The organism is Sphaerotilus sp., from assembly GCF_013299175.1.
Classification (GTDB): Bacteria; Pseudomonadota; Gammaproteobacteria; order Burkholderiales; family Burkholderiaceae_C; genus Sphaerotilus.
The window spans coordinates 37,221-52,238 of sequence record NZ_JAAFKF010000014.1 but is presented as its reverse complement, the minus strand read 5'-3'; the positions used below and the strand labels follow the sequence as shown (position 1 = coordinate 52,238).

The following is a 15,018-nucleotide window of genomic DNA, read 5'->3' as shown; positions in this document are numbered from 1 at the left end:
TGCTGGCGCTGGGCCACAGCGTCGAGTGGCACGACTACCCCATGGCGCATTCGGTGTGCCAGGAGGAGATCGAGGATCTGAATGCGTGGCTGCTGAAGGTTCTGGTGGCCTGAACACCCTGCGCCGCACGGCGGTGCGGGCGGTCGCTGCAATGCCTGCTGGTCGTTTGAACGCGGCGGAATGAATCCGGTTGGGTATCCGGGTTCCGTGATTTGATGCACGCTGGTTTCTGAGTCGCCTCTGTATCATGGCGCCGCATGATGCATACCTTTGTTTTTGGTATTGGCGGCGCAGGTTGCCGGATGGCTGAATATTTTGTCCAGCAGCTACCGGCGCGGGTTTTGGCGCTGAATACAGACCAAGCTGCGCTGAATAATTGTCTGCTTGCCGATAAATTCCTGCTCGGCCCAAAAATATGCCAAGGCCGCCCCGCAGGAGTTCCGGCGCTCGGGCAGCGGGCCGCCGCAGAATCGCGGGCCGGTCTCATGGACTTGATATCGGGTGCCGAGCGGCTGGTGCTGGTCACGGGCCTGGGCGGAGGGACTGGCACGGGCGCCACACCCGCGCTGGCCACGATGGCGCGGGAGGGCGGCGTGTCGGTTCAAGTCGTGGCCACTCTGCCGCTGCGGCTGGAGAAACGTCGCCGCGAGCAAGCGCAAGCCGCCGTTGACCAGTTGGCCGCCGCTGACATCGATCTGGTCCTGCACGACCACGAGGACATGGTGATCCGCCACGCCGGCCATGCTTCGCTGGACGATTATTTTCTGAAAATCGACCAATGGGTGGTCGAGGATTTTCTGACCCGAGAAACTCACCATGCACAATGAAGAACTCGCCGCTCGATATTCAAAAATACTGGGCGACATGGATTTGTCGCTCATCGAGAACAGCGGAACGCCGGACGGACTCTCCGGCATATTCCTGAGCACGGTGGGCGAAGGGTATGCCAAGGCGGCCAACAAGACCATGATCGTCGGTTGCGAAACGGCGGGCTGGACAGTATTGCCGCCCGCGGGACTGGAAAGCATGGAGGATTACATCGCCCGTTCGATGGCCAAGCAGCGGCGCTTTCTGGATAATCAACTGCAAAGCCGCAACGCTCGCGGCTACACCTTCCACAACTTCATCAGAAGCGTGACCAGGAAATCAGGCGCGGACGGGCTGGTCTATTCGAACCTGTTCTGCTTCGATTGGAAGCAGGGCAGCCCGATGAAGCACCCCCGCTTCCCGGAGATCAAGCGGCATTCGCAAGCCCTGCTCAAGGCGCAGATCGACGTTCTGCAACCCGACATCATCATCTTCGCCAACGGCATGAACACGGCCGGCTGCCGGCGCGAGTATTTCCCCATCGACGGGCCGGACCAAGTCTGCACCAACGGGCGTGATCACGTCAGTGCCAGCATCGGGCGCGATCACCTCTGGGAGTTCGACTTGCACGAGCGCATCCGCTGCCTCCGGATTCACCACCCCTCGGCGCGCTCCAAGGGGGCTGCCCGCGCCCGCGAGTTCCTGATCGGCTTGCTGCCCGCCGCCGCCTAGAACAGGAAGTACCGCTGCGCCATCGGCAATGAAGTCGCCGGCTCGCACGTCAGCAACTGCCCATCCGCCCGCACGGTGTAGGTCTGCGCGTCGATCTCCATCACCGGCAGGTAGTGGTTATGCACCATGTCGGCTTTCTTCACGGTGCGGCAACCCTTCACCGCCGCCAGCGTCTTGCGCAGCCCATACGCCGCGCCCACCCCGCCCGCGAGCGCCGACTGGCTGACGAAGCTCAGTGACGTGCGCGTCAGCGCCCCGCCATACGAGCCGAACATCGGCCGGTAATGCACCGGCTGCGGCGTCGGGATCGACGCACTCGGGTCGCCCATCGCGGCCATCGCGATGAAGCCGCCCTTGAGCACGAGGCTCGGCTTCACCCCGAAGAACGCCGGCCGCCAGAACACCAGGTCCGCCCACTTGCCCACCTCGACCGAGCCGACCTCGTGGCTGATGCCGTGGGTGATCGCGGGGTTGATCGTCAGCTTGGCGAGGTAACGCTTGATGCGGGCGTTGTCGTGCCTGGCGGTGTCGCCGGGCAGCTTGCCGCGCTGCGTCTTCATCTTGTGCGCCGTCTGCCAGCAGCGGATCAGCACCTCGCCGACCCGGCCCATCGCCTGCGAGTCGGACGAGAACATGCTGATCGCGCCCAGGTCGTGCAGGATGTCCTCGGCGGCGATCGTCTCGCGGCGGATGCGCGATTCGGCGAAGGCCAGATCCTCAGCCAGCGATGCATCGAGGTGGTGGCACACCATCAGCATGTCGAGGTGTTCGTCGAGCGTGTTGATCGTGTACGGCCGCGTCGGGTTGGTGGACGAGGGCAGCACGTTCGGCTCGCCGACCACCTTCATGATGTCCGGTGCGTGGCCGCCGCCCGCGCCTTCGGTGTGGAAGCTGTGGATGGTGCGGCCCTTGAAGGCGGCGACCGTGTCCTCGACGAAGCCGGACTCGTTGAGCGTGTCGGTGTGGATCGCCACCTGCACGTCGGTTTCCTCGGCCACGCTCAGGCAGCAGTCGATCGCCGCGGGCGTCGTGCCCCAGTCCTCGTGCAGCTTCAGGCCGATCGCGCCGGCCTCGACCTGCTGGCGCAAGGCTTCCGGCCGGCTCGCGTTGCCCTTGCCGAGGAAGCCGATGTTCATCGCGAAGGCGTCCGCCGCCTGCAGCATCCGGGCGATGTTCTCGGGGCCGGGGGTGCAGGTGGTCGCGAACGTGCCCGTCGCCGGACCCGTGCCGCCGCCGAGCATCGTGGTCACGCCCGAGGTCAGCGCCTCCTCGATCTGCTGCGGGCAGATGAAGTGGATATGGCTGTCGATCGCGCCGGCCGTGACGATCATGCCCTCGGCGGCGATCACCTCGGTGCCGGGGCCGATGACGATGTCCACGCCGGGCTGCACGTCCGGGTTGCCGGCCTTGCCGATGGCGCAGATGCGGTGGCCGCGCAGGCCGATGTCCGCTTTCACGATGCCCCAGTGGTCGAGGATCACCGCGTTCGTGATGACGCAATCGACCGCATCACCGGCGCCGGGTCCGTTCGGGCGCTGGCTCTGCCCCATGCCGTCGCGGATGGTCTTGCCGCCGCCGAACTTGACTTCCTCGCCGTAGCCGCCGGCGCGCAAGGTCAGATCCTGTTCGACTTCGAGGATCAGGTCGGTGTCGGCCAGCCGCAGCCGGTCGCCCACTGTCGGGCCGAACATCTCGGCATAAGCCCGTCGCGGAAACGTCGCGGATGAAGTCGCCATCTCAGAGTGCTCCCTGCACGAGGCCGCGGAAGCCCCACACCTGCCGGTCCCCGGCGAAATCGACCAGCTCGACCGTGCGCTGCTGGCCCGGCTCGAAACGCACCGCCAGCCCGCTGGCGATGTTCAGCCGCATGCCGTGCGCGGCGGCGCGGTCGAAGCGCAGGCCGGCGTTGGTCTCGGCGAAGTGGTAGTGCGAGCCGACCTGGACCGGGCGGTCGCTGGCGTTCTCGACCACCAGGGTCAGCGTGCGCCGGCCGGGGTTGAGGACGTGTTCGCCCTCGTCGGTGAAGAGTTCTCCGGGGATCATCGTGTCACCTCGCCGTCACTTCTTGCGCGTGAACCACAGCGCGCCCGCGATGCACGCCGCCAGCACGTAGCCGATCACGTCGGTCGAATGCCAGTGCGAGGCGCCGGGCAGGCCGTGGCCTTCATGGGCCTGCGCGGCGACAGCCAGCCCGCACAGGGCAGCGAACAGGGCGGTGTGGTGCAGATGCTTCTTCATGGTGCGTTTCATGCAATGGGTTGATGCACAGTCACCAACTTGGTGCCGTCCGGAAACGTGGCCTCGACCTGGATCTCGGGAATCATCTCGGCGATCCCGTCCATCACGTCGGCACGGCTGAGCACGGTCTTGCCCTCGCTCATCAGCGCGGCCACCGTCTTGCCGTCACGGGCACCTTCCATGATCGCCGCCGAGATCAGGGCGATGGCCTCGGGGTAGTTGAGTTTCAAGCCACGGGCCTTGCGCCGCTCGGCCAGCAGGGCGGCGGTGAAGATCAGCAGCTTGTCTTTCTCGCGGGGGGTGAGTTCCATGGGGCTGGTGCGTTTCTTGAGTGCGAGAGCGGCATGACGACGACGCCTGCCGCCGGAAATGCAACGATCTTGCCTGCACAGGCAGATTTCGGGCCAGCCCCTGCAAACCCGCAGGCGGCCCCTGCCGTGTCCGGTGAGCCACAGCAGCGCGTCATCAAGATCCGCCGCGACTACAACGCCTGGGTCGCCAGCGAGACCCTGGAGGACTACGCGCTGCGCTTCGCCCCGCGCAGCAGCCGGCGCTGGAGCATTGGCCGGGTGGCGAACACGGCGCTGGGCGGCGCGGCGTCGTTCCTCGTGCTGGAGGCGGTGGGGGCCACGCTGCTGGTGCGCTACGGCTTCACGAACGCCGCGCTGGCGATCCTGGCCACGGGGCTGGTGATCTTCCTGGCGGGCCTGCCGATCAGCGTCTACGCGGCGCGCCACGGCGTGGACATGGACCTGCTGACCCGCGGCGCCGGCTTCGGCTACATCGGCTCGACCATCACCTCGCTCCTCTATGCGAGCTTCACCTTCATCTTCTTTGCGCTCGAAGCGGCGGTGATGGCCTACGCGCTGGAGCTGGTGTTCGACATTCCGCTGGCGTGGGGCTATGTGGTCTGCTCCGCCGTGGTGCTGCCGCTGGTGACCCATGGGGTGACAGTGATCAGCCGGCTGCAGGTATGGACGCAGCCGCTGTGGGCGCTGATGCTGGTGACGCCCTATGTCTTCGTGTTCCGCGAGAACCCCGGCGTGCTCGACGGGCTGGTCGGCTACGGCGGCGAGCGCGGGCTGACGGCGTTCGACCCGCTGGCGTTCGGCGCAGCCATGACGGTCGGGATCGCGCTGATCACGCAGATGGGCGAGCAGGCCGACTACCTGCGCTTCATGCCGGAGCAGACCCCGCAGAACCGCTGGCGCTGGTGGGCGGGGGTGGTCGCAGGCGGGCCGGGCTGGGTGGTGCCGGGCGTGCTGAAGATGCTGGGCGGGGCGCTGCTGGCGTTTCTGGCGATCGGCCACATGGTGCCGGTGGAGCGGGCGGTCGATCCCAACCAGATGTACCTGGCCGCCTACGAATACGTCTTCCCGCACTACGGCTGGGCGGTGGCGGCCACGGCGGTCTTCGTCGTCGTCTCGCAGCTCAAGATCAACGTGACCAATGCCTACGCGGGGTCGCTGGCGTGGTCGAACTTCTTCTCCCGCGTGACGCACAGCCACCCGGGGCGCGTCGTCTGGGTGGTCTTCAACACCGGCATCGCGCTGATGCTGATGGAGCTGGACGTGTTCCAGGCGCTCGGCCATGTGCTGGGGCTGTACGCCAACCTCGCCATCAGTTGGGTGATGGCGGTGGTGGCGGATCTGGTCATCAACAAGCCGCTGGGGCTGAGTCCGAAGGGGATCGAGTTCCGGCGGGCGTACCTGTGCGACATCAACCCGGTCGGCGTGGGGGCGATGGGGATTGCGTCGGCGGTGTCGGTGGCGGCGCACCTGGGGGTGTTCGGCGACATGGCGCAGGCGTGGTCGGCGGGGATCGCGCTGGTGACGGCGCTGGTGGCGTCGCCGCTGATCGCGTGGTGGACGGGCGGGCGGTGGTCCCTCGCGCAGCGGGTGGGCGTGCCGGACGAGGCGGCGGGGACGTACCGGCGTTATGCGGCGCCACAGCGTTGCACCGTCTGCGAGGGCGCTTTTGAGGCCGAGGACATGGCGCATTGCCCCGCGTATGGCGGCGTGATCTGCTCGCTGTGCTGCACGCTGGATGCGCGCTGCCATGACCTGTGCAAGGGGCCGGAGTCGCGCCTGTCGGTGCAGTGGTCGGCGGCGCTGCGCTGGGGGCTGCCGCGGGTGGTGTGGCCGTACCTGGACAAAGGACTCGCGCACTACCTGCTGCTGATGCTGATCGCCACGCCGCTGCTGGGCGGGCTGGCGGTGGCGCGGCGGGCGCTGGTGCTGCCGACGCTGGCGCTGGTGGCGGGGGTGGTGGCGTGGTGGCTGGTGCTGGCGCACAAGAGCCGGCAGGTCGCGCAGGAAGAGGCCAACCGCCAGACCGAGGCCCTGCGCCGCGAGATCGCTTCCCACCAGGCCACCGACCGCGCCCTGCAACAAGCCAAGCGCCAGGCCGACGCCGCCAACCAGGCCAAGAGCCGCTACATCACCACCATCAGCCACGAGCTGCGCACCCCGCTGAACTCGATCCTCGGTTACGCGCAACTGCTGGAGGACGACGCGTCCATGCCGCCCGCGCGCCGGCAGGCCGTCAGCGTCATCCGCCGTGGCGGCGACCACCTGCTCACGCTCATCGAAGGCACGCTCGACATCGCCCGCATCGAGAGCGGCAAGCTGCGGCTGGACGTGCGCCCGCTGCGCTTCGCCGAGGCGATGGAGGAGATCGGCCGGCTGTTCGCGCTGCAGGCCGCCGGCAAGGGCATCGGCTTTCGCTGCGAGTTCACGGCGCTGCCGGTGTGCGTGCGCGCCGACGAGCAGCGGCTGCGGCAGATCCTCATCAACATCGTCGGCAACGCGGTCAAGTTCACCCGCGAGGGCGAGGTCGTGCTGCGCCTGCACCACCGCCACGAAATGGCGCGCATCGAGGTCATCGACTCCGGCCCCGGCATGACACCCGAGGAGCTGGCGCGCATCTTCGAGCCGTTCGAGCGCGGCTCGGCCAGTGGCGGGGCGGTCACGGGCGGCGCAGGTCTCGGTCTGACGATCAGCCGCATGCTCACCGACCTGATGGGCGGCGAGTTGACGGTGGAGAGCACGCCCGGCGTCGGCACCACCTTCCGGCTGCGGCTGTTCCTGCCCGAGGTGCGCGGGGCGCTGGTCGAGCGGGTCGCGCCACAGCGGCGCCGCACCGGCTACACGGGGCCGCGCCGCTGCGTGCTGGTGGTGGACAACGAGGAGGTGGACCGCGGCCTGATCGCCAGCCTGCTGGCACCACTGGGCTTCACGATCCGGCAGGCGGCCAGCGGCGAGGCGTGTCTGGCGCTGATGGCGGCGCTCCAGGCGGGACAGGCCGGTGCGGCGGATGGCCCGATGCCCGACGCTGTCTTCATGGACCTGGCCATGCCCGGCATCGACGGCTGGGAGACGCTGCGCCGGCTGCGGGCGCTCGGGTTGGGCGCGGTGCCGGCGGCCATCGTCTCGGCCAACGCCTTCGACAAGGGGCTGGACAACGATGTCGGCATCACCCCGGCCGATTTCCTGGTCAAGCCGGTGCGGGTGGGCGAGCTGCTCGACTGGCTGGGGCGGCGGCTGGCGCTGGCGTGGATCGACGCACCGCCTGCGTCGCCGCCGCCCGCCGCACAGCAGCCCGCGGCGGTGTTGCCGGAGGCCGAGCGGCTGCACGCGCTGCAGGATGCCGTCTCGCTCGGGCATGTGCGCGGCGTGCTGCGGCTGCTGGATGCGCTGGACGCCGAGCGGCCCGAGTGCCGTGATTTTTCCGATCGCCTGCGCACGCTGGCGCGGCAATTCCAACTGGATGCAATGCGCGGATTTCTCCGCAAGGCCCTCGATGAACCCACTGCCTGACCGACCCGACCCCCGCGCCGACCACAGCACCTCCGTGGTGCTGATCGTCGATGACGTGCCCGACAACCTGGCCGTCCTGCACGACGCGCTGGACGAGTCCGGCTACACCGTGCTGGTGGCGCTCGACGGCGCGACGGCGCTGGAGCGGGCGGTGCGGGCGCGGCCGGATGCCATCCTGCTCGACGCGGTGATGCCGGGCATGGACGGCTTCGAGGTCGCCCGTCGCCTGCGCGCCGACCCGCGCACCGCCGCCATTCCGATCATTTTCATGACGGGGCTGACCGAGACCGAGCACGTCGTCGCCGCCTTCGCCGCCGGCGGCACCGACTACGTGACCAAGCCCATCCGCGCCCGCGAGGTCATTGCCCGCATCCACGCCCACACGCTGGCCGCCCGCGAGCAGGCGCAGGCCCGCAACGCGCTCGACGCCTTCGGCCACGCCACGCTGGTGGTGCGGCTGCTCGACGGGCGGCTGGTGTGGCAGACGGCGCTGGCGCGGCAGATGCTGGCGCTGCATTTCCAGTCCGACGGCCGCCGTGCGCCGACGCTGCTGCTGGACTGGCTGCAGCACACGGTGGCGCGGCTCGGGCCGGTCGAGGGGCTGGTGCCCGGCTCGCCGTCGGTGACGCTGGAAACCGCCACCGGCCGGCGCCTGCGCTTCACGCTGCACGAGGCGCTCAGCGAGGTGGAGTGGATGCTGGTGCTGCGCGAGGCGGACGATGCGGCGGCACTGGAGGCCCTGGCACTGGCCTTCGGGCTGACCCCGCGCGAGGCCGAGGCACTCTACTGGGTCGCCAAGGGCAAGACCAACCGCGACATCGGCGAGATCGTCGGTGCCAGCCCCGCAACGGTGAAGAAGCACCTGGAGCATGTCTACGAGAAGCTGGGGGTGGAAACGCGCAATGCAGCGGCGGCGGTGGCGCTGGGGAAGGTGCCCCAACTGGGACGGTGAGGTGAGGTCAGGTCAGGTCAGGTGATGCCTTCCTTCGGGCCTATGGGGTGCCCCAGATAGATCGCCGACAGCCTTGTGCTTACGCTGTGTCCATGCCGTCGCGTTGGTGTTGGTGGTTGGCCTGATGTCCAGGCCGGCGACGGCAGGGAGACAGCGATGCGACTCACCGATCCTTCCGCCATGGCGCTCTGGTCGCGCCTGCAAGCCTTCGAACTCGATCCCCCTGGCCTGACGCGCACGATCAGCGCCCGTGTGGCCGAGGAACAAGGCTGGTCCGCCACGCACACCCTGCGCGTGGTCGAGGAGTACCGGCGTTTCCTGCTGCTGACGCAGGTGGCGGGGCGGCCGGTGTCGCCGTCGCGGGCGGTCGATGCGGTCTGGCATGCCCATTTGCTGTACTCGCGGGATTACTGGGACCGGCTGTGCGGGCAGGTGCTCGGACGCATCCTGCACCACGACCCGAATCCCGGTGGTGCCGACCATGATGCCCACCACCAGACGCAGTACCACGACACGCTGGTCGCGTATGAACGGGTCTTCGGTGAGGTGCCGCCCGCCGATCTGTGGACCCGCAGCCCTGCCGAATCGCCCCGGCCGCTCGGTGGTCTGAGCGAGCGCCACGAAGTGCTCGCCGGATTGCTGGCCGGGGGGTATCGGCCAGCTCTGCTGGCCCTGCTGCGCGGCGGAGCGCCACGGGTCACGGCCACGGCGCTGGCGGGCTTGCACCAGCGCGGGTTGCTGGGCTTCGCGGCGGGTCAGCCGGTGTTGTCCCAGCGGAGGCCCGAGGAGCACGAGGCCCTGACGCCAGAAGAATGGCGGGTCTGGCGCGCACTGCGGCAGACCACCGACAGCGGCCAGTCGCTGAAGCTGCCCCTGTCGCTGGCCTACCCGGAGCTGGTCCAGGAGGCGATCGATGCGGGTCTGCAGCCGACGCCGCAGGACCATGCACAGCGGGTGGCCGCGCGGCGCGCCGCAGCTTGGCGCAGTCCGCTTCGTCTTGCTGCGCTGGGGCTGGCGCTGCTGCTGGGCCTGATCGGGTGGGTGTTCCCGGCCCTGCTGATCGTGCTGTGGTGGGCGTACACGCTCCGACATGCCTATGCCGACACGGAGGTGCAGCCCACCGATCGTGGACAGCAACTGATCGACGAGTTCACCCGCCTGGTGCCGGCGGGAACGTCGGTGTCGCTGGGCAGTCCGCTGCTGTCCATGGTCGTGGCCGCAGGCGTGATCGGGGCGGCTGGAGGCGCTGATCTGGCGGCGCTGAAGGCGGCCATCGCGCCGCGCAAGGGGGACGGCGGCGGCTGCGGCGGCGGTGGTGACGGCAGTTCCGGGGGCTCGGGCAGCAGCGACGGTGGTGGTGGATGCGGCGGCGGCGGCTCGGGAGGCGGCGGCTCTGGCGGGGGCTGATGACCGGGCGCTGCGTCTACGCCATATGGCGTATTTCACGAACTGACCCCGGCCGGGACACTGCGTGCATCCGATCCACCCGCACCCCAGCCCCTCCCGGAGTCACCCTGTCATGAAGATCGTTTCCGCTTCCCGCCGCGCCTTCGCCCAGAAGCTCAGCGCTGTCGCCCTCGGCGTGGCCGTGACCACGCTGCCGCTGCTGGCCCACGCCGCCGACACCATCAAGGTCGGCGTGCTGCACTCGCTGTCCGGCACGATGGCCATCTCGGAAACCGTCCTGAAGGACGTGGCCCTGATGACCATCGACGAGATCAACGCCAAGGGCGGCGTGCTCGGCAAGAAGCTCGAACCTGTCGTGGTCGATCCGGCGTCGAACTGGCCGCTGTTCGCCGAGAAGGCCAAGCAGCTCATCGACCAGGACAAGGCGGTCGTGACCTTCGGCTGCTGGACCTCGGTGTCGCGCAAGTCGGTGCTGCCGGTGTTCGAAGAGAAGAACTCGCTGCTGTTCTACCCGGTGCAGTACGAGGGTGAAGAGCTGTCGAAGAACGTGTTCTACACGGGCGCGGCGCCGAACCAGCAGGCCATCCCCGCGGTCGAATACCTGATGAGCAAGGACGGCGGCTCGGCCAAGCGGTTCGTGCTGCTGGGCACCGACTACGTCTACCCGCGCACGACGAACAAGATCCTGCGCGCCTTCCTGAAGTCCAAGGGCGTGGCCGAGGCGGACATCATCGAGGACTACACCCCGTTCGGCCACTCCGACTACCAGTCGATCATCGCCAAGATCAAGAAGTTCGCCTCCGAAGGCAAGAAGACCGCCGTCATCTCGACCATCAACGGCGACTCGAACGTGCCCTTCTACAAGGAACTGGGCAACCAGGGCCTGAAGGCGACGGACGTGCCGGTGGTGGCGTTCTCGGTGGGTGAGGAAGAGCTGCGCGGCGTGGACACCAAGCCGCTGGTGGGCCACCTGGCGGCATGGAACTACTTCATGTCGATCAAGAACCCGACCAACACCGCCTTCATCAAGCAGTGGAGCGACTACGCCAAGGCCAAGGGCATCGCCGGCCACAAGGACAAGCCGCTGACCAACGACCCGATGGAGGCCACCTACCTCGGCATCCACATGTGGGCGCAGGCGGTCGAGAAGGCCAAGTCCACCGACACCGACAAGGTGATCGCCGCGATGGCCGGCCAGACCTTCAAGGCACCGGGCGGCTTCACCAGCACGATGGACAAGGAAAACCACCACCTGCACAAGCCGGTCTTCATCGGCGAGATCAAGGCGGATGGCCAGTTCAACGTGGTGTGGAAGACGCCGGGTCCGGTCGTGGCCGATCCGTGGAGCGACTACATCGCCGAGAACAAGGGGAAGAAGAACGTGCCGGAGAAGAAGTGAACTCGTGATGTGGGTGCGGGGGGGGAACCCCCTCCCAACCCTCCCCCGCTGGGGGAGGGCTTAACTCAAGTCTCAAGTCTCAAGTCAACTCGACTCGACTCATCGGCCCCTGTCTTTCTCCTCCCCCCAGCGGGGGGAGGCCGGGAGGGGGGTTTCGCACGCTGTGACCTTGCAACCCCCGTGACCCACCTGCGAACACTCCTCCTGCTGGTCATGGCCCTTCTGGCACCTGTCGCCCACGCGCTGACGCCCGACCAGACCGCCGCCATCACCACTGGCGACACCGACGCCCGCATCACCGCGCTCAACCGTATCGCGGCCGAAGCCGATCCGACGCTGCCCGCTTTCCTGCGCGCCTTGCTCGACGGCGAGGTCAAGACCCCCGATGGCGAGGAAGTCATCAACAACAACCGGATGCGCGGCGCCCTCGAAGCTGCGCTCGGTGCCTTGAAACTGGTGTCGCCCGACGCGAAGGTGCGCACCGAGGCGCTCGACGAGTTGCGCAAGCAATCGCTCGAAGAGGCGCAACTGCCGCTGATCGAAAAAGCCTACGCCGCTGAAACCGATGCCGCCCTGAAGTCGCGGCTGGAGCTGATGCGCGCCACGATCCTGATCACGGCGTCTGACCCGGCCAAGCGCCTGTCCGCCGCGCAGTCGCTGGCCGGCAGCAGCGAGCCGGCGGTGAAAAGCCTCATCCAGGAACGTCTTGCCCCCGGCGCCGAAACCGACAACGCCGTGCGCGGCGCGCTGATGACCGCACGGGCCGCCGTCGAAGGCAAGCTGGCCTGGGGCGAGCGGCTGGGCGTCGTGTTCACGGGTGTCAGCCTCGGCTCGATCCTGTTGCTGGTGGCCCTCGGTCTGGCGATCACCTATGGCCTGATGGGCGTGATCAACATGGCGCATGGCGAGCTGATGATGATCGGCGCCTACGCGACCTACCTCGTGCAGAACCTGTTCCGCCAGTTCCTGCCCGGCTTGTTCGACTGGTACATCGTGCTGGCGATCCCGGCTTCGTTCGCGGTGGCGGCGCTGGTCGGCGCGGTGCTGGAGCGCACGGTGATCCGCTGGCTCTACGGCCGCCCGCTCGAAACCCTGCTCGCCACCTGGGGCATCTCGCTGGTGCTGATGCAGGGCGTGCGCACGCTGTTCGGTGCGCAGAACGTCGCGGTCGAGAACCCGTCCTGGCTCTCCGGCGGCGTGCAGGTGATGTCCAACCTGATCCTCCCCTACAACCGGCTCGCCATCATCGCCTTCGCCTTCCTGGTGCTCGGCGGCGTGACGCTGATGATCAACCGGACGCGGCTCGGCCTCTTCGTGCGCGGCGTGACGCAGAACCGGCGCATGGCGGCCTGTGTCGGCATCAACACGGCCCGCATCGACACCTACGCCTTCTCGCTCGGCGCCGGCATCGCGGGCCTGGCCGGCTGTGCGCTGAGCCAGGTGGGCAACGTCGGGCCTGACCTCGGGCAGAGCTACATCGTGGACGCCTTCATGGTGGTCGTCACGGGTGGCGTCGGGCAGCTCGCCGGCACGGTCTACGCCGGTCTCGGGCTGGGCATCCTCAACAAGTTCCTCGAAGGCTTTGCCGGCGCGGTGCTGGCCAAGATCATGGTGCTGGTGTGCATCGTGGTCTTCATCCAGAAGCGTCCGCAGGGTCTGTTCGCCATGAAGGGCCGGAGCGCCGAAGCATGAGTTTTTTCCATAAAACCGGCGTGCTGGCGGCGGCCGTCACTGTGGTCGTGCTGGTGCCGATCCTGAACCTGCTGGTCCCCGAGGGCAGCCTGTTCCACCTCAGCGACTACGCCGTCGCGCTGATCGGCAAGATCATGTGCTACGCCATCTGCGCGCTGGCGATGGACCTGATCTGGGGCTACACCGGCATCCTGTCGCTCGGCCACGGCCTGTTCTTCGCGCTCGGCGGCTACGGCATGGGCATGTACCTGATGCGCCAGATCGGCCGCGACGGCAACTACAAGAGCGACCTGCCGGACTTCATGGTCTTCCTCGACTGGAAGTCGCTGCCCTGGGCCTGGACCTTCTCGGACAGCTTCCTGTTCCAGATGGCGCTGGTCGTGCTGGTGCCGGGGCTGCTGGCGCTGGTGTTCGGCTACTTTGCGTTCCGTTCGCGGATCAAGGGCGTGTACTTCTCGATCATCACGCAGGCGATGACCTTCGCCGCGATGCTGCTGTTCTTCCGCAACGAGACCGGTTTCGGCGGCAACAACGGCTTCACCGACTTCAAGCGCATCCTGAACATCCCCATCGCCCAGCCCTCGACCCGCATGACGCTGTTCGTGCTGACGGGCCTGACGCTGATCGGCTTCTACCTGCTGGCGCGCTGGATTGTCGGCAGCAAGTACGGCCGCGTGCTGCAGGCCATCCGCGACGCCGAGACCCGCGTGATGTTCACCGGCTACGACCCGCTGGCCTACAAGCTCAGCATCTGGACCTTCAGTGCGGTGATGTGCGGCGTGGCGGGCGCGCTGTATGTGCCGCAGGTGGGCATCATCAACCCGGGCGAGATGAGCGCGGCGGCGTCGATCGAGATCGCGATCTGGACGGCGGTGGGCGGCCGGGCGACGCTGATCGGCCCGATCCTGGGGGCTTTCTTCGTCAACGGCGCCAAGAGCTGGTTCACGCAGGTGTTCCCCGAGTTCTGGCTGTACTTCCTCGGCGCGCTGTTCATCGCGGTGACGCTGTTCCTGCCGCGCGGCATCGTCGGGCTGTTCGACAAGTTTTCTTCCGCCGCGGCCAAGAAGGAGAAGCGCGCATGACGCCCGACCTGATGGAATCGATGTCCGAGCTGCGGGCACGCCACGAGGCACGTCTGGCGGCACAAGGCCAGGGCGAGTCGGGGGACCGGGCTGCGGCGTTCGGGCGATTGCTCAAAGGGGGCGAGCCGGATTTCACCCACGGCGTCGCGCTCTACCTCGACGACATCACGGTGAGCTTCGACGGCTTCAAGGCGCTGAACTCGCTCAGCCTCACGATCAACGTCGGCGAGCTGCGCTGCATCATCGGCCCGAACGGCGCCGGCAAGACGACCATGATGGACGTGATCACCGGCAAGACCCGGCCCGACGCGGGCAAGGCGTCGTTCGGCTCGACCATCGACCTGCTGCGCCTGCGCGAGAACGACATCGCCCAGATCGGCATCGGCCGCAAGTTCCAGAAGCCCACCGTCTACGAGCAGCTCAGCGTGTTCGAGAACCTGGAGCTGGCGCTGAAGGCCGACCGCCGCGCCCGCGCGAGCCTCTTCCACCGCCTGAGCGGCACGCAACTCGACCGCATCGGCGAGATCCTGGCGCTCATCCACCTCAAAGATGATGCGCAGCGCACGGCTGGGCTGCTCTCGCACGGGCAGAAGCAGTGGCTGGAGATCGGCATGCTGCTGATGCAAGACCCGAAGCTGCTGCTGCTCGACGAGCCGGTGGCTGGCATGACCGACGAGGAAACCGAGCGCACCGCCGAGCTGTTCCTGTCGCTGGAAGGGCAGCACTCGCTGGTGGTGGTCGAGCACGACATGAAGTTCGTCGATCAGCTCACCGAGGGGCGCAAGACGGTCACCGTGCTGCACGAAGGCAGCGTGCTGGCGGAGGGGAAACTCTCCGAGGTGCAGGCCAATGAAAAGGTTGTCGAGGTGTACCTTGGCCGCTGAACGTGGA

General features: G+C 67.8%; 13 protein-coding genes. 9 read left to right on the top strand and 4 right to left on the bottom strand.

Annotation, left to right across the window (positions count from 1 at the left end; all coding sequences use genetic code 11):
• Nucleotides 1-257: 257 nt before the first annotated feature.
• The gene (locus QZW52_RS04360) at nucleotides 258-827 is read left to right on the top strand and encodes an FtsZ/tubulin family protein (RefSeq protein ID WP_293995708.1); all 570 of its coding nucleotides are present in this window, start codon (nucleotides 258-260) and stop codon (nucleotides 825-827) included.
• Nucleotides 817-1,539: a hypothetical protein gene (locus QZW52_RS04355; protein ID WP_293995707.1), complete on the top strand. Its 723-nt coding sequence runs from the start codon at nucleotides 817-819 to the stop codon at nucleotides 1,537-1,539. Before QZW52_RS04360 ends, QZW52_RS04355 begins: the two co-directional genes overlap by 11 nt.
• Here QZW52_RS04355 and ureC read toward each other — a convergent pair.
• From ureC to ureA, 4 genes are read right to left on the bottom strand one after another with little or no spacing between them, the layout of a single operon-like run.
• Nucleotides 1,536-3,275, bottom strand: coding sequence for an urease subunit alpha (ureC, locus tag QZW52_RS04350; RefSeq protein ID WP_293995706.1), 1,740 nt, complete (start codon nucleotides 3,273-3,275; stop codon nucleotides 1,536-1,538). The two genes, QZW52_RS04355 and ureC, sit on opposite strands and share 4 nt — an antisense overlap.
• A 1-nt stretch (nucleotide 3,276) precedes the next feature.
• Nucleotides 3,277-3,582 carry an urease subunit beta gene (locus QZW52_RS04345; RefSeq protein ID WP_293995705.1) on the bottom strand — a complete coding sequence of 102 codons (306 nt, stop codon included), beginning with the start codon at nucleotides 3,580-3,582 and terminating at the stop codon, nucleotides 3,277-3,279.
• A 15-nt stretch (nucleotides 3,583-3,597) separates the two neighbouring features.
• Entirely contained in the window at nucleotides 3,598-3,789 is a 192-nt protein-coding gene (locus tag QZW52_RS04340) for a hypothetical protein (protein ID WP_293995703.1), read from the bottom strand.
• Nucleotides 3,786-4,088, bottom strand: a complete 303-nt coding sequence (gene ureA, locus QZW52_RS04335) for an urease subunit gamma (RefSeq protein ID WP_293995701.1) — start codon at nucleotides 4,086-4,088, stop codon at nucleotides 3,786-3,788. Before ureA ends, QZW52_RS04340 begins: the two co-directional genes overlap by 4 nt.
• A 33-nt stretch (nucleotides 4,089-4,121) precedes the next feature.
• Here ureA and QZW52_RS04330 point away from each other — a divergent pair, with 33 nt between their 5' ends.
• The 7 genes from QZW52_RS04330 to urtD all read left to right on the top strand — a co-directional run bounded on the left by QZW52_RS04330 (nucleotide 4,122) and on the right by urtD (nucleotide 15,011).
• Nucleotides 4,122-7,595 carry a hybrid sensor histidine kinase/response regulator gene (locus tag QZW52_RS04330; RefSeq protein ID WP_293995699.1) on the top strand — a complete coding sequence of 1,158 codons (3,474 nt, stop codon included), beginning with the start codon at nucleotides 4,122-4,124 and terminating at the stop codon, nucleotides 7,593-7,595.
• Entirely contained in the window at nucleotides 7,579-8,547 is a 969-nt protein-coding gene (locus tag QZW52_RS04325) for a response regulator transcription factor (protein WP_293995697.1), read from the top strand. Before QZW52_RS04330 ends, QZW52_RS04325 begins: the two co-directional genes overlap by 17 nt.
• A 156-nt stretch (nucleotides 8,548-8,703) precedes the next feature.
• Nucleotides 8,704-9,954 carry a glycine-rich domain-containing protein gene (locus QZW52_RS04320; protein ID WP_293995695.1) on the top strand — a complete coding sequence of 417 codons (1,251 nt, stop codon included), beginning with the start codon at nucleotides 8,704-8,706 and terminating at the stop codon, nucleotides 9,952-9,954.
• 112 nt (nucleotides 9,955-10,066) lie between these two features.
• Entirely contained in the window at nucleotides 10,067-11,353 is a 1,287-nt protein-coding gene (gene urtA / locus QZW52_RS04315; protein WP_293995694.1) for an urea ABC transporter substrate-binding protein, read from the top strand.
• 213 nt (nucleotides 11,354-11,566) lie between these two features.
• A complete protein-coding gene (gene urtB, locus QZW52_RS04310; RefSeq protein WP_293995693.1) occupies nucleotides 11,567-13,045 on the top strand; it encodes an urea ABC transporter permease subunit UrtB in 1,479 nt (492 codons plus the stop codon).
• Nucleotides 13,042-14,127, top strand: a complete 1,086-nt coding sequence (urtC, locus tag QZW52_RS04305) for an urea ABC transporter permease subunit UrtC (protein ID WP_293995692.1) — start codon at nucleotides 13,042-13,044, stop codon at nucleotides 14,125-14,127. The genes urtB and urtC overlap by 4 nt, the downstream gene beginning before the upstream one ends.
• Entirely contained in the window at nucleotides 14,124-15,011 is an 888-nt protein-coding gene (gene urtD / locus QZW52_RS04300; RefSeq protein WP_293995691.1) for an urea ABC transporter ATP-binding protein UrtD, read from the top strand. Before urtC ends, urtD begins: the two co-directional genes overlap by 4 nt.
• The last annotated feature ends 7 nt before the right edge of the window (nucleotides 15,012-15,018 follow it).